This is a genomic window from Bradyrhizobium sp. CCBAU 11357, from assembly GCF_028128865.1.
GTDB lineage: Bacteria > Pseudomonadota > Alphaproteobacteria > Rhizobiales > Xanthobacteraceae > Bradyrhizobium.
Genome location: NZ_LBJW01000014.1, coordinates 46941 through 66006 on the forward strand (window position 1 = coordinate 46941; position 19066 = coordinate 66006).

14 protein-coding genes are annotated in these 19066 nt (G+C 66.2%); 10 read left to right on the plus strand and 4 right to left on the minus strand.

What is annotated here, in order from left to right:
* Positions 1-24: 24 nt before the first annotated feature.
* The 9 genes from XI05_RS02455 (at position 25) to XI05_RS02495 (ending at position 12786) form a co-directional block, all read left to right on the plus strand.
* On the plus strand, positions 25-2358 hold the full coding sequence (locus tag XI05_RS02455; RefSeq protein WP_271498384.1) for a mechanosensitive ion channel domain-containing protein: 2334 nt from the start codon (positions 25-27) through the stop codon (positions 2356-2358).
* 408 nt (positions 2359-2766) lie between these two features.
* Positions 2767-4419, plus strand: a complete 1653-nt coding sequence (locus tag XI05_RS02460) for an NAD-dependent malic enzyme (RefSeq protein ID WP_271498385.1) — start codon at positions 2767-2769, stop codon at positions 4417-4419.
* 306 nt (positions 4420-4725) lie between these two features.
* Positions 4726-5118 (plus strand): BlaI/MecI/CopY family transcriptional regulator, encoded by a 393-nt coding sequence (locus XI05_RS02465; RefSeq protein ID WP_212258346.1) that lies wholly within the window; start codon positions 4726-4728, stop codon positions 5116-5118.
* Complete coding sequence (locus XI05_RS02470) at positions 5115-7634, plus strand: M56 family metallopeptidase (RefSeq protein WP_271498386.1); 2520 nt, start codon at positions 5115-5117, stop codon at positions 7632-7634. The genes XI05_RS02465 and XI05_RS02470 overlap by 4 nt, the downstream gene beginning before the upstream one ends.
* A gap of 162 nt (positions 7635-7796) precedes the next feature.
* Positions 7797-9251, plus strand: coding sequence for a DUF1800 domain-containing protein (locus tag XI05_RS02475; protein WP_271498387.1), 1455 nt, complete (start codon positions 7797-7799; stop codon positions 9249-9251).
* A gap of 2 nt (positions 9252-9253) precedes the next feature.
* Positions 9254-10504: a DUF1501 domain-containing protein gene (locus XI05_RS02480; RefSeq protein ID WP_271498388.1), complete on the plus strand. Its 1251-nt coding sequence runs from the start codon at positions 9254-9256 to the stop codon at positions 10502-10504.
* Positions 10505-10679: 175 nt separating this feature from the next.
* Positions 10680-11849, plus strand: coding sequence for a serine hydrolase domain-containing protein (locus tag XI05_RS02485; RefSeq protein ID WP_271498389.1), 1170 nt, complete (start codon positions 10680-10682; stop codon positions 11847-11849).
* A 168-nt stretch (positions 11850-12017) separates the two neighbouring features.
* Positions 12018-12530 (plus strand): septal ring lytic transglycosylase RlpA family protein, encoded by a 513-nt coding sequence (locus XI05_RS02490; protein WP_271498390.1) that lies wholly within the window; start codon positions 12018-12020, stop codon positions 12528-12530.
* Between the two features lie 100 nt (positions 12531-12630).
* The gene (locus XI05_RS02495; RefSeq protein ID WP_172787410.1) at positions 12631-12786 is read left to right on the plus strand and encodes a hypothetical protein; all 156 of its coding nucleotides are present in this window, start codon (positions 12631-12633) and stop codon (positions 12784-12786) included.
* Between the two features lie 269 nt (positions 12787-13055).
* On the opposite strand, the gene XI05_RS02500 is transcribed toward XI05_RS02495, so the two are convergent.
* The 3 genes from XI05_RS02500 to XI05_RS02510 all read right to left on the minus strand — a co-directional run bounded on the left by XI05_RS02500 (position 13056) and on the right by XI05_RS02510 (position 14825).
* A complete protein-coding gene (locus tag XI05_RS02500; protein WP_172787409.1) occupies positions 13056-13361 on the minus strand; it encodes a hypothetical protein in 306 nt (101 codons plus the stop codon).
* A gap of 84 nt (positions 13362-13445) precedes the next feature.
* A complete protein-coding gene (locus tag XI05_RS02505; protein WP_172787408.1) occupies positions 13446-13718 on the minus strand; it encodes a hypothetical protein in 273 nt (90 codons plus the stop codon).
* 141 nt (positions 13719-13859) lie between these two features.
* Positions 13860-14825 carry a LysR substrate-binding domain-containing protein gene (locus XI05_RS02510; RefSeq protein WP_271498391.1) on the minus strand — a complete coding sequence of 322 codons (966 nt, stop codon included), beginning with the start codon at positions 14823-14825 and terminating at the stop codon, positions 13860-13862.
* Positions 14826-14885: 60 nt separating this feature from the next.
* Here XI05_RS02510 and XI05_RS02515 point away from each other — a divergent pair, with 60 nt between their 5' ends.
* Positions 14886-16274: an MFS transporter gene (locus XI05_RS02515; RefSeq protein WP_271498392.1), complete on the plus strand. Its 1389-nt coding sequence runs from the start codon at positions 14886-14888 to the stop codon at positions 16272-16274.
* A gap of 86 nt (positions 16275-16360) precedes the next feature.
* On the opposite strand, the gene XI05_RS02520 is transcribed toward XI05_RS02515, so the two are convergent.
* Positions 16361-19045, minus strand: coding sequence for a flavin-containing monooxygenase (locus tag XI05_RS02520; RefSeq protein ID WP_271498393.1), 2685 nt, complete (start codon positions 19043-19045; stop codon positions 16361-16363).
* Positions 19046-19066: the final 21 nt, after the last annotated feature.

The window sequence follows — 19066 nt, forward strand, 5'->3', positions numbered from 1 at the left end:
ATTCATTTTTTCCAGGGAATCTGCGTGTCGCAAAAGCTTGTCCCGGCGCTTCTCGCCGCTCTTTTCCTCGCGATCTCGTCTCTCTCCTGCGCCCGTGCCGATGCGCCGGCCGCGGGCGGTGCCGCCGCGCTATCGCCTGACGAAGCCAGGCGTGCGTTGGACACGCTCCAGGACGACAAGAAGCGCGCGCAGATGATCGATACGCTCCGTGTGATCGCCAACGCATCGGGTCCGCAGCAGCCCGCGGCTGCCGCGCCCGAGCAGAAATCGCCGATCCCGCTGGCGGCCGATGGCCTCGGCGCGCAACTCCTGCTCACGGTGTCGGAGGAGATCCAGGAGATATCGAGCGAGATCGCCGGCATGGCACGGACGCTCACGCACTTTCCGGCCTTCTACTACTGGATCATGCGCACCGCGAACGATCCCGCGGCTTACAATCTCCTGATCGAGATCGCCTGGAAGCTGGCGCTGCTGCTGGGCTGCGCCCTCTCGGCCGAATGGGTCATCTTCCGCCTGATCCGCCGGCCGGTCGCGTTCCTGGAGGGACGGGTGCCGCAAACCGCGCGCCTGCCGGCCCAGGCGCTGCCGCTTGCCGATCCGCCATCATCGGTCGCGGATGTCACGCCCGAGCCGGAACTGCACAAGCGACGCCACAGTCTCGCGCGCGTCTGGCAGATCATGCTGCGTCTGCCCTTCGTGCTCGGGCGTTTCGTGCTCGAACTGCTTCCCGTGCTCGTCTTCGTCGCCGTCGCCACCGCGCTGCTCGGAACGGAGATCGGCGAGCCCGCGATTGTCCGTCTCGTGATCCTCGCCGTCGTCAACGCTTATGCGTTCTCGCGCGGGCTGATCTGCCTGGTCCGGGCGCTGGCGGGGCCGTTCGGGCTGTTTCCGGTGCGCGCGGAGACCGCGGCCTATATCGAGATCTGGGCGCGTCGCATCGTCGGCGTCGGCGTCTCCGGCATCGCCTTTGCCAATGTGGCGCTGCTGCTCGGCCTGCACCGCGCCGGCTACGCCGCGCTGCTGCGCATGGTGATGCTGGTCGTGCACCTCTTCGTCGCCGTCATCGTCCTGCAATGCCGCCGCCAAGTCGCCGATGCCATCCGCGCGCCGGCCGAGCGGCAGGGAATTGCGGCCCGTTTGCGCAACCGCATCGCCGGCGGCTGGCACTATCTTGCCATCGCGCTCGACCTCGCGCTCTGGGCGGTGTGGGCGCTGAACATCCGCAACGGCTATTCGCTGCTGCTGCAATATTTCGTCGGCACCATCGCGGTGGCGCTGATCACGCGTGTCGTCATCATGCTGACGCTGAGCCTGATCGATCGCGGCTTCCGCATCAAACCGGAGATCCTCCAGCGCTTTCCCGGCCTCGAGATCCGTGCCAACCGGTACCTGCCGCTGCTGCGCAGGATCGTATCCGGCGTGATCGCCTTCATCGGCTTCGTGGCGGTGCTCGAAGTCTGGGGCGTGGACGCGATCGTCTGGTTCTATGGCGGCCAGATCGGCAGCCGGCTGATCTCGGCCGTGGTGACCATCGGCCTCGCCGTGCTCATCGCAGCGGCCATCTGGGAAGCCAGCAACGCGCTCCTGGACCGCCAGATCAATACGCTGACGCGGGACGGGCACTATGCCCGCGCAGCGCGGCTGCGCACCTTCCAGCCGATGCTGCGCACCGCACTGCTGTGCCTAATCGCGACCGTCGTCGGCCTCACCGCGTTGAGCGAGATCGGCGTCAATGTCGCCCCGCTGCTGGCGGGCGCCGGCATCGTCGGCATCGCGATCGGCTTCGGCTCGCAGAAGCTGGTGCAGGATCTCATCACCGGCCTGTTCCTGTTGCTGGAGAATACGGTGCAGGTCGGCGACACCGTCAGCGTGTCGGGGCTGTCGGGCGTCGTCGAGAACGTCTCGATCCGCACCATCCGCCTGCGCGCCGGCGACGGCGCCGTGCACATCGTGCCGTTCAGCGCGGTCACCACCATCACCAATGCCAGCCGCGGCGCCGGCAATGCCTCGGTGAGCGTCAACGTCGCCTACAAGGAAGACACCGATCGCGCCGGCCAGATCCTCAAGGACATCGTCGACGAGATGCGCCGCGAAGCGGACTTCCGCGCGCTCATCCGCGGCGACCTCGAGCTGTGGGGCATCGACAAGGTCGACGGCGCGATGGTGTCGATCGTCGGCCAGATCCGCTGCACCGAGGCCGGCCGCTGGCCGGTGCAGCGCGAATTCAACCGTCGCATGAAGCTGCGCTTCCAGCAGAACGGCATCGAGGTCGCATCCGCGACGCAGACGATCCTGATGCATATCGCGCCGCCGGGAGATGGCGCCGCCAATCTGATGCCAAGGCGGGCAGCTGGATAAGTAGGCGATCGCATATCTGTTCTTGGCGGCGGTCTGAGTGCGCGCCTCGTCCTTCGAGACGGCGCTAGGCGCCTCCTCAGGATGAGGCTAATCGGCGTCGGTGCCCGTTGATCCTGATGTCGCGCACTCCGTCCTCATCCTGAGGGCCCGCCAACGGCGGGCGTCTCGAAGGATGGCTGCGGGCGAGAATAGGGGCCTCCATGGTTCGAGACGGCGCTGACGCGCCTCCTCACCATGAGGAGTTAGAGGCCTGCCGCGTTAACCTTTCGCGCGCAACTGCCAGTCGTTTGCGCAAGTCTCGCTGCGGTGCGAGATCACAATCGGTGCCGCGGTCTCTCGGTCCTTGATCTGGATGGAGCGCTGGCCGACAATGGCTGCGGTTCAATAAGAAACTCCTTGGGGGAATTCGTGAATAGACCTGCCCGGGTCGTTGCCCAATCGACGTCGTCCAATCCGCAGCAAGGCATGACGCTGCTGCGCGATCCCCTGCTCAACAAGGGCACCGCCTTCACGGAAGCGGAGCGCGAGACGCTCGGCCTGCGCGGCCTGTTGCCGCCATGCGTGCTGACGATGGAGACGCAGGCTCAGCGCGTGCTCACCAATTTGCGCACGCTGCCGACGGATCTGGAAAAATACGTCGCCCTGAACGCGCTGCATGACCGCAACGAGGCGCTGTTCTTCCGCGTCGTCGTCGACAATATCGACGAGATCCAGCCGATCATCTACACGCCGACGGTCGGGCTTGCCTGCCAGAAATACGGCCTGATCTTCCAGCGGCCGCGCGGCATGTTCATCTCCTCGCGCGACCGCGGCCAGATCGCCGAGATCCTGAAGAACTGGCCCTACCAGGCCAGGCTGATCGTCGTCACCGACGGCGAGCGCATTTTGGGACTTGGCGATCTCGGTGCCAACGGCATGGGTATCCCCGTCGGCAAGCTCTCGCTCTATTCCGCCTGCGCGGGCGTGCACCCCGAGCTGTGCCTGCCGATCGTGCTCGACGTCGGTACCAACAACGAAGAGCTGTTGAACGATCCCTATTATCTCGGCCTGTGCGAGCGGCGGCTGACGGGCGAGGCCTATGACAGCTTCGTCGACGAGTTCATGCAAGCTGCGCGCAAGACGTTTCCGGGCGTGCTGATCCAGTTCGAGGACTTCGCCAATCATTCGGCGTTCAAGCTGCTGCACAAATATCGCGACGAGGCCTGCGTCTTCAACGACGACATCCAGGGCACCGCGGCGGTGGCGCTCGCCGGCCTGTTCTCGGCCTTGCGCGTCTCCGGCGGCAAGCTGAAGGACCAGAAGATCCTGTTCCTCGGCGCGGGCGAGGCGGCGACCGGCATCGCCGATCTCGTGGTCTCCGCCATGATGGCGGAGGGGGCTTCCGAGGCGGAGGCGCTTCGCCGCAACTGGTTGGTGGATTCCCGCGGTCTCGTCGTTGCGGGGCGCGAAGGTCTGCATGGCCACAAGCTGCGCTATGCGCACACTGGCCAGGCGCCGATCGCCGACTTCCTCACCGCGATCAGGACGCTGAAGCCGACGGCGATCATCGGCGTCGCCGCGGTCGGCGGCGCCTTCACGCCCGATGTGCTCAAGGCGATGGCCGAGCTCAACCAGCAGCCGATCGTGTTCGCGCTCTCCAACCCGACCTCGAAGGCCGAGTGCTCGGCGGAGGACGCCTATCGCTACACCGAAGGGCGCGCGCTGTTCGCCTGCGGCAGCCCGTACGATCCGGTCAAGCTCAACGGCCGCAGTTTCGTGCCGCGCCAGGGCAACAATTCCTACATCTTCCCCGGCGTCGGCCTCGGCGTCATCGCCAGCGGCTCGCGCCTCGTGACCGACGAGATGTTCATGGCGGCGGCCCATGCGCTCGCCGATTGCGTCGGCAAGGAGGACCTCGCCCAGGGCAGCCTCTATCCGGCACTGCCGCGCATCCGCGAGGTCTCCGTCCGCATCGCGGCGGCGGTTGCGGACGTGGCCTATCAGCGCGGGCTCGCGGAGGGACCTGCGCCCAATGACGTAAAGGCGCTGGTGCAGTCGCAGATGTACGAGCCGACGTACTGAGGGCTGATGACTTTTGATTGACTCGATCTGGCGAACTGGCTCGGTCACCTCTCCCGCTTGCGGGAGAGGTCGGCGCACTTGCGCCGGGTGAGGGCTCTATCCTCTTGGGGAGTCCCACTGCGGAGACACCCTCACCCCGACCCTCTCCCGCAAGCGGGAGAGGGAGCGCACCGTCCGTCCACTCCCGACTCCCAGATAGGTTGACCCATCACCACCATCTCAGGTGGAATCGCCATTGTGCTCCGCGGCTGCATATGCGACAGTCTGTAGCGTTACAAGAATACTCAATCCGCAAGGTCAAATGCCATGGACGATCGCCTGCCTGAACTCGGCGACCTCGAGCGTGAGGTCATGCAACTGGTTTGGGCCGATGGTCCTGTCACGGCCGAGATCGTGCGTGAGCGGTTGTCGCGGCGTCTGAAGGAATCCACAGTGCGCACGGTGCTGCGCCGGCTGGAGGAAAAGGGCTATGTCAACCACACGGTGGACGGCCGCACTTACGTTTATCACGCCGCCGAACCCCGCGCGCGCGTTGCCGCCAAGGCGGTGCAGCGCATCGTCGACTGGTTCTGCAACGGCTCGATCGAGGAGGTCCTCGTCGGCATGGTGGACAACAAGATGCTCGACCAGCAGCAATTGCGCTCGCTGGCCGACCAGGTGGCGAAGGCGAAGAAAGCGAGGGGAGTGAAGAAAGAATGATCGCAACTCTGGCGGAGGCGGCGCTGCGCTCCTTTGTGCTGGGAGGCGTCGTCTGGTTCGGTCTCACCCTGTTCCGTGTGCGCAATCCGCACGTCCACATGACGGCGTGGGTCGTCGTGCTGATGGCCTCGCTCGCGATGCCGTTCGTGATGCACTGGCCGACGCTCACCATCGACCGGCTCCCCGTATCCGGCCCGGTGCCGGGCGAATCTTGGCCGGCCGACATCGCGATGCTGGAGACGTCGCAGCCGACCCTGCCGATCGCGCCGGGCGCCGTCGCTGCGCCGCCGGTTGCAAACGGCGTTCTGGTCGACTGGTGGCTGGTGGCGACGATCGTCTATGCCGGAATCGCCGGCCTGTTGCTGCTGCGGCTCGCCATCGGCCTCGGCCTGACCTGGCGCCTGATGCGTGCGGCGAAGCCGGTGAAAGCTGCGCAGCTGATCGATGCCGACATCCGTGTCAGCCGCGACGTCGGCGGTCCCGTCACCTTCGGCTCGACCATTCTGGTGCCGCCGCAATTTGCAGGCTGGGATGCGAAGAAGCGCCTCGCGGTGCTCGCCCATGAAAGCGCGCATGTCGCCAACCGCGATTTCTACGTCCTGTTGCTTGCCTCGCTCAATCGTGCGGTGTTCTGGTTCAGCCCGTTCTCCTGGTGGCAGCTCGCGCGCCTTGCCGAGCTCGCCGAGATCATCAGCGACGCGCAGGCGATCGAGGTGATCGACGACCGGCTGTCCTATGCGGAGATTCTGCTCGATTTTGCCAGCAGCGTGAAACCGCGCCCGGTGGAGCTTGCGATGGCGCGGGCCTCGACCGTGCGCGCCCGGGTCGAACGCATCATCGCGGTCGCCGCGTTGCCCGTCGCGGTCGGCTGGCGCAAGCGGTTGTGGATCGCGGCCGCGATCGTGCCGGCGGTGATCGTGTCGACCGGCATGATCGCCTATCGCACGCCGGACCCTGCGCCCGCTATCGCAGATGGCGGCGAGGTGCCGGCCCAGCATTACCGCCCCTTCGTCAATTTCTACGCCATGGGCCCGGCCTCGGTGTTCGCCATCTTCCGCGAAGGAGACGAGCTCTACGGCCAGGTGACCGGACAGCGGAAATTTCGCCTCTCGGTCGGCAGCGACGGCACCGCGTCATATGCGGCCTCGTCGGGCGAGATCACGTTCTCGGCTGATGCAGAGCGCCGCTCGGCGGAGCTGATGCTGCGCATGAACGGCCGCGACATTCGCGCGGTTCGTGTCGCGGAGATGCCGGCACCGGCTGCGGAGGCCGTGTCGCTCGATCAATATGTCGGCTGGTACCGGCTGGCGCCCAACCGCGTGCTCAGCGTCCGCCGCGACGGCGACGGTCTCTGGCTGCAGGAGACCGGGCAGGGCGCAACGCAGGTGCTAGCCGAGGGCACCGACGCCTTCTCGTTCCGCGGCGACCATCTCGTCATCTTCCTGCGCGACGAGCAGGCGAAGGTGTCGCGCGTGCTGGTGCAGAGCGCGGTTTTCGGTGCCCGCCTCGCGACCCGCGTCGATGCGGCGGTGGCGCAGGCCGTCGAGGCCGACTTCGCGCGCCGCCTCGCCAAGGTCTCCGACCGATTCAGGGAGCAGGTGCCGGTGGCCGGTAGCAAGGAGATGGTCTTGGCCGGCATCGAAGGCTTGCGCCACGGTACGCCGGACTATGATCGCATGAGCGCGCCGCTCGCGGCCAAGGTCCACCGCTATCTCGCCGAAATGCAAACGACGTTCGTGGCGCTCGGCACGGTGGAGTCGATCTTCTTCCGCGGCGTCGGCCCGGGCGGCTACGATATCTATGGCGCCAAGTTCGAGAACGGCACGGCTGAATTCCGCCTGCTGCTCGAGCCCGACGGCAAGGCCGGCGACGTCATCTTCCGGGCCGACGGCAATGACGAGCTCGGCGGCATCCTGCCTTGCTCGGAGGAGGCGAACGTGCGCGGCCGCGCCGGCACCTCGCCGATCCGGATCATGGTCTACAATGAGCTCGGCGAGGACATCCGAGTCTTCAATCTCGATGCCGACGGCAATCGCAAGAACCAGAGCCTCGTCAGGTCGAACATGAGCTGGGCGGCCACCACCACCGTGAACAATCCGTGGGTGATTGCCGACAAGTCGGGCCGGTGTCTCGAGGTCCTGATGCCGGGCCGGCAGACGCGCTTCCACAATGTCGAGGCGTCGAACCTCGGCGCAAAGCCGGGGCGAGCCGCGCGCCGCGCTGTTCCGATCGCCAATGGCGAGGAGATGCTGCGCCGTTACATCGCAGGCGTCGGCAAGGGACGGCCCGATTACGAACACATGACGCCGGAGGTCGCCGACCTCACGCGCCAGCAATTGCCGTTCGACCAGGCCATCCTGGCGCGGCTCGGCGAGCTGCGTGCGGTGTCGTTCCGCGGCGTCACCGCGCTCGACAGCGACATCTACATCGCCCAGTTCGCCAACGGCTCGGCGGAATGGCGGATCGGTGTCAGGAACGGCACCATCACCAAGATCGCTCTCGGGCCAAATTTTTAGGAGCGTTACGCCGTCCCTCGCGTCGGAGGGGCGGCTCCCGATCTCTTGAGGCGACGGCTCAATCGTCGCTTGCCCGGATGCATCCCAAGTGTTACGATTTGTAGCATTACAGTTCGTAGCCTCGCGCCGCGTGTCGGCAGGCTCGAGAAAATGGGCGCCGCCATGAGCAATTCTGGAAGGGCCGAGACTGTGCTTGCGCTGCAGCGCTTCGGCATGGGGCCGCGGCCGGGATCGATCGCTGCAATGGGCTCGGACCCGCGCGGCGCGTTGATCGCGGAGCTCGACCGGCCGCTCACGCTGACCGCCGCCGCTGGGCTTCCCACCAGCGCCAAGGCCTTCCGCACCGTGGCCGACGCCAACGCCCGCCGGACGGCGCGGGTCAAGCAGGCGCAGCAGCAGGCCAAAAAGCAGCAGATGGCGGCGGCCGCGCCGGCGATGTCGGAAGACCAGGCGCAAGGTCAGGTGCAAGACAAGGACGCCGCCGAGATGGCGGCCAAGCAGGCGGCCGACGCCGTTCCCGATCCCGGACGTCCGATGTATTTGCAGGAAGCCAAGCTGCGCACCGAAGCCGCGCTCGCCGCCGACATCGGTTTTGCCGAGCGGCTGGTGTGGTTCTGGTCCAACCATTTCTGCGTCTCGGCCAACAAGATCCAGAGCATGTCAGGCGCCTATGAGCGCGAAGCGGTTCGCGCCAATGCGCTCGGCCGTTTCGTCGATCTCCTGCTCGCCGTCGAAGGCCATCCGGCGATGCTGTTCTACCTCGACAATCTGGAATCGATGGGCGCGAACTCGATCGCCGGCATCAATCGCAGCCGCGGCCTCAACGAGAACATCGCGCGCGAGATCATGGAGCTGCACACGCTCGGTGTGCGCACCGGATACACCCAGGACGACGTGATCAGCTTCGCCAACGTCATGACCGGCTGGACGCTGGTGCCGCCGGGCGCCGATCCCCAGCACGGCGGCGAGTTCACCTTCAATCCGCGGCTGCACGAGCCCGGCGGCCAGACCGTGCTCGGCAAGCGCTACGAGCAGGAGGATGCCGAGCAGGGCCGCGCCGTGTTGCGCGACCTCGCCGCGCATCCGGCGACCTCAACCCACGTCGCGACCAAGCTGGCGCGGCACTTCGTCGCCGACGAGCCGCCGCCGGCTCTGGTCGAGCAGATGGCCAAGACCTTTCGCGACACCGAGGGCGACCTCAAGCAGGTCGCAATGGCGATGGTGTCGTCGGACGAGGCATGGCGTGGACCGCCGTCAAAGCTCAAGCGACCCGGCGAATGGGTCGTCGGCATGGTGCGCGCGGCCGGCATCACGGTCGTCGATCCCGTCCTCTACACCGGTGGCCAGCAGCTGCTCGGCGAACCGCTATGGCGTCCATCATCGCCCAAGGGCTATCCGGACGACGAGGCGAGCTGGATCGACGGGGTCGGCCGGCGGCTCGACGTCGCCAACAATGTTGCCGAGCGCATCACCGGCATGGCCGATCCGCAAGTCATCATCGAGGACGTCTTTGCATCGGAGATTGCGCCCGAGGTGAAGCAGGCGGTCGGCCGCGCCGAGAGCCGGCAGCAGGCGCTCGCGCTGCTGTTCATGTCGGCGGATTTTCAGAGGAGGTGAGCATGGGCGTCGATCGTCATCTGCCCACGCGGCGCGAGCTTCTGGCCGGCTCCGGGGCGCTGTTCGCCTGGAGCCAGATGCCGCGGATCGCGCGCGCGGAAGGGCGCGATCCGCGCCTGCTCGTCGTCATCCTGCGTGGCGCGCTCGATGGCCTCGGCGCGGTGGCGCCGGTCGGCGATCCCGACTGGGTCGCCCTGCGCGGCGATCGCGCGCTGCTGCTCGACGGCAAGCCGCCGGCGCTGCCGCTCGATTCCTTCTTCGCGCTCAATCCGGCGATGCCGAACCTGCATCGACTCTACAAGAGCGGCAAGGCCGCCATCGTCCACGCCACCGCGACGCCCTATCGCGAGCGCTCGCATTTCGACGGCCAGGACGTGCTGGAGAGCGGCTTCACCAGGCCCGGTGCGACCGCTTCGGGATGGCTCAACCGTGCGCTGCTGGCGATGGAGTCCGGCGGTCGGGTCGATCCGCGCGGCAGCCGTGCGCTCGGCATCGGCTCGGTGACGCCGCTGGTGGTGCGCGGCTCCGCGCCAGTGATGACCTGGGTGCCGCAAAAACTCCTGCCGGCGAGCCAGGATACGCAGAACCGCCTGCTCGACCTCTATCAGCACACCGACCCGAAGCTCGCGACCGTGCTGCAGGCGCGCATGAAGCTCGCCTCGCTCGACGGTGCGAGGGGTACGGGCGATCCGATGTCGGACGATCCTACGCTGGCGCCGCCGGGCATTGCGCGCGTGCGCGCCTATTTCACTGAAGCCGCCGGCACCGCCGCGCGCTATCTCGCCAAGCCCGACGGCCCGCGCGTCGGCGCGATGGGCTTCGTCGGCTGGGACACGCACATCGCCGAAGGCGCGGCCTCGGGCCAGCTCTACAATCTGCTCGGCGCGCTCGACGGCGCGTTCGCGGCAATCGAAAGCAACATGGGCGCGGTATGGCACGAAACCGTGGTCGCCGTCGTCACCGAGTTCGGCCGCACCGCGCGCATCAACGGCACGCAGGGGACGGACCATGGCACGGGCACGGTTGCCTTCCTCATCGGCGGCGGGCTCGCCGGCGGCCGCGTGATCGCGGATTGGCCGGGCCTGAAGGCGGCGCAACTGCTCGACGATCGCGATCTCAAGCCGACCACGGATCTGCGTGCCGTGCTGAAGGGCCTGCTCAGGGATCATCTGCGTGTCGAGGAGAAGATCCTCGCCGAGACGGTCTTCCCCGATAGCGCCGAAATCAAACCGATGGGAGGCCTCGTGGCCTAAAGAGCGATGTGCACATTGACGCAACGCGAACTTGATTTTCTTGCCAGTCTGAAGACCAGCTGGCGACAGCTCTATTGGCGTGAATTCGCGCGCATCCTTCGAGAGAGCGCGCAGTCGGGCTACGCCAGCGCCGAAATTTGCTCGGCGCCGCGACAGGGGTGACGGGAGACTTCGAATGCGGCGGCGCCAATTCCTTTCACTCCTCGGCGGAGCCGCACTCGCGCCGCTCTCTGCGTTGCCGGTCTACGCGAACCCGCCGGAAGGCTGCAGTGGTCCGCTTGAGCGGGGCGACGGCTGGCCGGTCGGCTCCGTCAACGACAACAGTCTCGTCAATCGCGAGGCGCTGTGCGGGATGGCGGATCGCCTCGTCTCCAGCGATGCCAACATCCATGCCGTGCTGGTCGCCCGCAATGGCAGGCTGGCGTTCGAGAGCTACTTCAAGGGAGCCGACGAAATTCCCGACCCGATCTACGGCCGCCGTGTGGAAACTCTCGCCTTCGATGCCGACACGCTGCACAACGTGAAGTCGGTCTCGAAGAGCGCTGCGTCACTCGCCGTCGGGATCGCGATCGATCGCGGGCTGATCCGCAGCGTCGACGAACCGATCTTCAGCTTCTTCCCCGAACTGTCCGACCTGCGGTCCCCCGAAAAGGATCGTATCCGGTTGGTGCACGCGCTGACCATGTCGATGGGCCTGAAGTGGATCGAGGCGACTCCTGCAACGGGCGACTACGACAACGACGAGTCGCGCATGCATATGGCATGGGATCCGTGTCGTTACGTTCTCGGTCTTCCCGTGACGGCCGCGCCGGGGCAGGAATTCTTCTATAACACCGGCGCACTCACTCTGGTGTCGGCCATCATCCGCAAGGCGACCGGACGTCCTCTCGATGAATTCGCGCGTGAGGCGTTGTTCGAGCCTTTGGGAATCACCAGCACGACGTGGGGTCGGTACCGTGGAGACACCGATGCGGGAGGAGGGTTGCGACTGCGGCCGCGCGACATGGCGAAGATCGGCCAGCTGGTCCTTGCGGGCGGCCGCTGGAACGGCCGCGGGATCGTTTCCAAGGCCTGGATCGACGCCTCGACTGCTGAGACGATCAAGGGGACGGACAATCAATCCTACGGATATCTGTGGTGGCTCGGCCAAGCGCGCGTCAACGACCGGAAGATCAACTGGATCGGTGCACTGGGGCGCGGCGGGCAGTCGATCCGCATCGTGCCGGAGCTCGATCTCGTCGTCGCCGTGACGGCGGGCTACTACCAGGACTACAGCCCGCAAGCGTTTCGATTGCAGTTCGGCGTTTTCAGGGACGTCTTGCGCGCGATCCCGCCTCCGGCCTGAGCCGCAGCTGCCGACTCCGACGGCGGGTTCTGTCCCGATTCAGGGCAGTCACTGTGGTGGAATCGTCACAGCTGGCGCGAAACGGCCGCGGCCTCAGAGCCGCTTTTGTTCCGACAAGGTTCTGCCCTCATTCCCCACGGAAACTCGGGGTTGTTCGGAGGGCGCATCATGTCTCGCATTGCAAGTGCCGAAACTGCCCGGATGTCGCTGGCTAGCTCGGGCCGGCTATTGCTCGCGGTCCTGGGGGCCGCATCGCTCGCCGCCTGCGCGCAATCGCCGGTCGGCCGTCAGAAAGCCGATCTGGCCGGAACGACCCGGCAAGCCGCGGTGGAGCGCCCGCACAGGGTGGCGGCGCTGCATCCACGCCCGATCAGCCGGGCGCGCAGCTCCGAGGGTAAGCAGACGGCTTCGCACGGTGTCGCCAGCTTCTATTCGGATACGGAGACCGCGAGCGGCGAGAAGTTCGACAAGAACGAATTGACCGCGGCGCATCCGACCCTGCCTTTCGGCACCAAGCTGCGCGTCACCGAGACCTCCTCCGGCCGCTTCGTCACGGTCAGGGTCAACGACCGCGGACCCTTCGTGCGCGGACGCGTGGTCGACATCTCGCCTTCCGCCGCCGAGGCGCTCGGCATGGTCGACAAGGGCATCACCAATGTCAGGCTCGAGGTCGTGCGATAGGGCACGCGTTGCGAACGATGCGGCGCGCTTAACCGGCTGTTAGCGGCTTTTCGAGCACCATGGCTGTCCGCACAATTCGGGGCTTTGGGGGAGGCGGCGCTTGAACACGATCCAGCATCTCGAAGATCAGGCTGCGCGCGCCGAGCGGCTCGCCAAACGGATCACCGATACGCTGACGATCGAAAAGCTGCTGACCTTCGCGGGCGAACGCCGCCGCGAGATCGAGGTCATCGCCGGCAAGCACCGCCGCAACTAAGTCCCGCGTTCCATGCTCCGATCGCATCCGGCCTCGCTGGAAGGCGCGGAACTTCTCCTTTTTCCCGGCGTCATTCCGGTGATGCAAGAAGGAGGAGGACATCATGGGTTTTGGACGAGGTGCTTTGCTTTGGTTGCTTGGCGTGCCGCTGCCGATCGTTCTGCTGCTGGCATTGTTCTGGCACCACTGAGGTGACGACACGAAAAGCGCCGCGGAAGCGGCGCTTTTTTGTTGGGTGCGATGTGCAGCGTTTGAGGTGCGAAGCGCCCTCAGCTATGGCTCTCGACGAAGTCGCTGAGATAGTCGGGCAACTCTATGCCATAGATGTCGCAGCGTGCCTTTATCGCGCCGGCGACCTCGGTCGAGATGTCCTTGATCCAGTGTTCGAGCGTGTTGAACGAGATCACCTTGACGGGATCGTTGAAGCAGCCGGCGACGAACTCGCCGATGGTGGCTTCGAGATCGCTGCGCTCGATGCGGATTTCAGTCGCAATGTCGAGACGGTCGACGACGACGAAGAGGGTTTGGTCCGCGCCATAGGGCACGACGGGAGATGCAACGCCAGCTTCAAGCATGTGAGGCGCTCACGAGTTGACTTCCGATCTCCGACAACGGGAAAAACCGGAAGAAGGTTCCTACGCACGTGCTTGTGAAGGCCGTCAGAGAAATTCCCGCCAGCGTGATAGCTCGATGACGTGTTCGGGGGAGAGAACGGCGGTAACCAGCGGCGGCTGCGGCGCCGTGCGGATCTCATAGAGATGCCGGGTCGCCGCCGGCTTTTGCATGAAGGCCGAGATGCATTGGTCGAGCGTCCCCTCGCTCACCTGGTAGGGCTCGCGGTCCGGTCGGCGCTGGTTGCCGAGTGACGGCCATTTATGCAGCGCCGCAAGCGCGCCGAAATCGACTTTTGACTCCGCAACAACGTCCCCCATCGGCCTGCCTCACGCAAAAGACGACCCCAGCACACGTGCTCGCGTGCCGGGGCCCATACACCTGTCGCTGCATCTCAATGCCACCAGCCCCAACGCGGCATCCGGGAAAAGGTTCCCGGCTCATCGGCTACGGCGCGGGGCTCAAGCGCTCGGGATCTTCGGAATTTGCAATATCCAGCCGACAAACGCCATTACGCGGGGATCTTTGGCCATTGCCGCGGGCCAGCGCACGATTTGAGCCTTGCTCGACGGCAAGTCCCACGATTGCGGAAGCACCCGTACCAGCCTGCCGTCCTTGAGCGCATCCTGGACCAGCAGCGAACGCGCGAGCACGATCCCGTTGCCGGCCAGGGCCGCGGCTATGGCGGTGGCTATCGTTGCAAAGCGTATCTCGGCGGGTGGCGGGCGGCCGAGGCCCAATCGTTCGAACCAGGAGGTCCACGACCATTCGACCCCGCGGTCTTCGCCGATCCGGCCCTTGTGCAGGAGCGGCAACGATTTGAGGCGCGTCACGTCGGTCAGTGGTTGCTGGCCAGGCAGCAGGCGTGGGTGGCAGACGGGGTAAACATGCTCGCGAACCAGCAAACGCTGCGTGGACGTTGGCCTCAAGCCCGCTGCTGGTTGCCACACCACCGCGACGTCAAGATCGGTCGACCTCGCATGTGCGTCGGCTTCACGTACGGCCAGCTCGACCGGTATGCCGGGATGTGCTTGCGCAAAATCGGGCAAGCGGCGCACGAGCCAATAGTCGGCAAGCGCTGCACCGACGCCGACTTTCAAGGCCGGAGGCGGAGCGGCGGCGCGACAAAGCGCACGAAAATCCGCCATCCTGTCGAGCAAACCGGCCAGCTCGTTCGAGAGGGCAATACCGGCGGGCGTGGCGCACAAGCCGCTCGGCTGCCGAATGAGGAGGGGCGTCCCGACGAAGTCCTCGAGCTTGCGGAGCCGATGGCTGACCGCGCTCTGCGTGAGCCCGAGCTCCGCGGAGGCGCGCGTGACGCTCGCATGTCTCAAGGCTGCCTCGAACGCAATCAGACCGTCGAAGGGAGGAAATGAACGCATTGCATCATCATGAAACATTTTCATGACGATGTGAATGCATTGCATTGGCGCAGGCCTCGCCCCGGCATGCATATCGGTACCTGACGCTTTCACGATGGGGCAACGATGATCACGCCTGAACCCCACATGCAGTCCCCACGTCGTTGGCACGACCTGCTGCCAGCGATGGTGCTCGGCATGGCGGCCTTTCTGACGCAATTCGACGTAACCGCGGTTGTTGTCGCGATGCCGGCCATGGCCGCCGAACTCGGTTTCGGCGGCGCTGCCTATGCCTGGGCGATGGATGCCTACAGCCTGGCATTTACCGGTGGGCTGCTCGCCGCGGGCGCGCTGGCCGACAAGTATGGACGCCGACGCGCTCTGCTTGGCGGCAACGTCGTGTTCCTGGTCGGATCGATCATTTGCGGCTTCGCGGCGGGCGGTCCGATGCTGTGGGGCGCGCGGGCAATTCAAGGCCTCGGCGCGTCGTTCGTTATCACCGGAGGCATTGCGCTGCTTGCGAGTGCCTATGTCCGGCCCGACGAGCGCGCCCGTGCCTTTGCGTTCATGGGCGTGCTCTCAGGCATCGCCATGGCGCTCGGTCCAGCGCTCGGGGGACTTGTCTCGGCCTGGTTCGGATGGCGCTGGATCTTCCTGGCCAATATCCCGCTTTGTCTGCTCACGCTTCTGGCCGTTCCGCGGCTGGTCGTAGAATCGCGTGATCCTGCCGGCCGCCCGCTGGACTGGAGCGGCGTCGTGCTTCTTACGTTTGCGCTGGGTATTGCGATCGAGAGCCTGCTGAGTGGAGGTGCAATGCCGGCCCGGATTGCAGCGGGCCTCGGGCTGAGCGCCTGTCTGCTCGCCATCTTCGTGATGCAGCAGCGGCGCCGGGCCGTGCCGATTTTCGACCCCGCTGTGTTCATTCGGCCGGTCATGGTCGGCATTTCCTCGCTGCTGATTGCTGTTTCCGTTGGATACTGGGCGGTTCTCGTCTATCTGCCTCCGTTCCTGAGCGCAGCGTTCGGTTGGTCAGGCCCGACCGTTGGCTTTGCAATGCTCTTCGCGACGTTGCCGATGCTTCTGCTGCCGCCCTATGGTGCTCGTCTCGCAACACGCTGGGGCTGGCGCCGGCTGTTCGCGACGGCGATGCTGGCGCTGCTGGCAGGCGATCTCATTCTGGTCCTGGCGGCGAGCGGCTGGCTCGCGAACGCGCAAGTCGTTCTCGCTGCGACGGCAACCGGAATGCTGTTGGCCGGGATTGGCGCAGTGCTGGCGCATCCGCAACTGTCGAGCGCTGTCGTTGCGTTGGTGCCTCCGGACCAAACGGGCATGGCCTCGGCGGTCACCGTGGTCATGCGGCAGGCCGGATTTGCGCTCGGCATCGCAATGCTCGGTGCGATCCTATCGGACGAAGCTACGGCTGCCGGTTACGCGTGGCCCTGGCTTGTTGCAGCGATTGGATCAGCAGGCGGCTTCATCGCCGCATCGATGTTGCTGCCTGACCATCAGCCGTAGCTGTATCTGGCAGATACAGCCCGGCTGCCGCGATGACATCAATCGCCACGCGGCCGGGAGAAGGGTCCCGGCCGCGCCGTTTCCGTTCAGCTCGCGGCGGCCGCGATCCTGCGCCCCGGGCTGTCATGCTCCTGGCTGCTCTCGCCGCGGCGGACCTCCGGCGGCAGCCCGGCAAAGCGCCGCAAGGCCTCCGCCATCTGCACCCGGCCCGACACGCCTGTGATCACCACGTCCACCATCGCAAAGGACGAGTGGAAGTGGCCGCGCGCCTTGAGCTGCTCGACCGGGACGCCGGCGGCCGCCATTGCCTCGGCATAGGCGATACCCTCGTCGCGCAGCGGATCGAACTCGCAGGTGACCACGAGGGCCGGCGGCAGGCCGGCGACCTTGCCGCGCAGCGGCGAGACCCGCGGATCGGTGCGGTCCGCCGGCGAGCAATACAGGTCCCAGAACCAGTACATCAGCGAGCGCGTCAGGAAGTAGGCGGTCCCATTTTCGTTGTAAGAGGGCCGATCGAAGCTGCAGTCGGTGACCGGACAGACCAGAAGCTGGCCGGCGATGGCAGGCCCGCCGCGGTCGCGCGCGAGCTGGCAGGTGACGGCTGCGATGTTGCCGCCGGCGCTCCAGCCGGCAACCAGCACCGGGCCCGGCTTGCCGCCGAGCTCGGCGGCGTGCTCGGCGATCCAGCGCGTGGCCGCATAGCCGTCTTCCGCCGCGGTCGGGAAGCGATGCTCCGGCGCGTGGCGATAGCCGACGCTGACGAACATCATGCCGGTCCGCCGCACCATGTCGCGGCAGAACGGCTCGTCCGACTGCTCGTCGCCGAGCACCCAGCCTCCGCCATGGAAATAGACCACGACAGGATGCGGTCCCGGCGTGGCCGGCTTGTAGACACGGTAGGGCAACGTACCGTCGGCGACGGGCAGGGTACCGTCGACGATCTCGCCGATTGGCCGCCCCGCAGGCCGGCCCTTGTTGAACTCGTTGACGAAGGCACGGGCGCCTTCCGCGCCCATCGACTCGATCGGCGGCAGGTTGAGCGAGGCGAGCAGGTTCAGCACCAGCCGCACGTCCGGCTGCAGGCGCACCACCTCGCCGTCATTGCATTGCGAAGCACCATCGGGGCCGGTGAGCTTGAAGCCGAGCATGCCGCGGCCGACGACCTCGTCGCAGATGCTGCGATAGGGGCCGACGCCGCCGGTATAAGGCATCAGCCCCTGCACCTTGCCGGGCACGTTGGCGCCGGTGTACCAGGTGTTGGCGAGCCGGTGCAGCGTCAGCGTCGAGCAGTCGGCCATGTGCCGGCCCCAGCCCTCCTGCGCCGTCGCAGTCGGCTCCATCGTGGTGAGGCCGGCATCGCGCAGCGCGGCAAGGCGATCGACCACCCAGTCGACATGCTGCTCGATCGACACCGCCATGTTCGACAGCACCGACGGGCTGCCGGGGCCGGTGATCATGAAGAAGTTCGGAAAGCCCTCGACCGTGAGGCCGAGATAGGTCTGCGGCCCCTGCGCCCAGACATCGGACAGCGACTTGCCGCCGCGGCCGGTGATCGGATGCACGGCACGGATCGCGCCGGTCATCGCATCGAAGCCGGTTGCGAACACGATGACGTCGAGGTCGAAGCTGCGGCCGCTCGTGGAGATGCCGCTCGCGGTGATCGCCTTGATCGGCTCCTTGCGCAGATTGACCAGCGTGACGTTCGGCCGGTTGTAGGTCGCGTAATAGTTGGTGTCGAGGCAGGGGCGTTTCGCACCGAACGGATGGTCGTCAGGCATCAGGGCCGCGGCGGTCTCGGGGTCCTTGACGGCGGCGCGGATCTTCTCGCGGATCAGGTCCTGGACGATCTTGTTGCCGTCGAGGTCCACGGCCTGGTCGGCCCAGAGCTGCGTCAGGATGTGGACGAGGTCGCCGGCGGCCCAGGCGCGCTCGAACCGCTCGCGACGCTCGGCATCGCTGAGCTGCCAGCTCACGACCGTCTGCTGCGGGTAGGGCACGCCGGCCATCGACTGCCGTGCCTGCTCGCGATAGGCCGCGCGGTCGCTCTGCAGCAGGCTCATGCGGTCCGCGGGCGCCGGGCCGTTATGCGCCGGCAATGCGAAATTCGGTGTGCGCTGGAAAACGGTCAGATGCGCGGCCTGCTCGGCGATCAGCGGAATCGACTGGATCGCCGAGGAGCCCGTGCCGATCACGGCGACGCGTTTTCCTGTGAGATCGACGCCGTCATGCGGCCAGCGTCCGGTGAAATAGACCTCGCCCTTGAAGTCCTTGACGCCGTCGATCTCCGGCGGCTTTGGCGCGGAGAGACAACCGGTCGCCATGATGTAATGGCGGCACGAGACCGGCGCGCCATTGTCGGTGGTGATGAGCCAGCGCTCCGCCGCTTCGTCCCATCTGGCTTCGGTGACCTTGGTCTTGAAACGGATATTGCGGCGCAGATCGTAGCGATCGGCGACGAAGCCGAGGTAGCGCAGGATCTCGGGCTGGGTCGCGTACTTTTCAGACCAGGTCCAGGCGGTCTCGAGCTCCGGATCGAATGTGTAGCTGTAGTCGATGGTCTGGATGTCGCAGCGCGCGCCCGGATAGCGGTTCCAATACCAGGTGCCGCCGACATCGCCGGCCTCGTCGAGCCCGACCGCCGAGAACCCTGCCTTGCGCAGGCGATGGAGAAGATAGAGGCCGGCAAATCCGGCGCCGACCACGGCGACATCGACCTTTTGAGCGGTTCCGCGCTCATCGGAGGCACGTGTGGCGACCATTGCGTCAGGCATGGTGTTCCTCCCGTAGGTTTT